Here is a 386-nt window from a genome sequence, read left to right on the forward strand (position 1 = left end):
AGGAGCGGAGAGACGCGGCGGGGGGGGGCCCGGGCGGCCCCCGCCCCCCCCCCCCCCCCCCCCCCCCCCCCCCCCCCCCCCCCCCTCCAGTACGTTTACGGCTCCGCCTGAACGGGAAGCCCCGCACGCCTGCGCGTACGGATCGCTTCCGACACCAGACGGAATTCCGACCCAGAGCAATCTGATAAAGTCGGATCAGCCGAAAGGCAAAACCCCTCCGACGGAAATCGGAACCGGAATCAAAGCGAAACCGGATCTGCTAGAGTCGGAAACGCGAAGAAGCCGAAAGGTCGAAACGCACCGGCGAAAATCGGAGCCGCAAGGATCTGATAGAGTCGGAAACGCAAGACCGAAGGGAAGCGCCCGGAGATCCTGGTGAAACAGGA

It is taken from the genome of Streptomyces sp. NPDC033270, assembly GCF_055576575.1.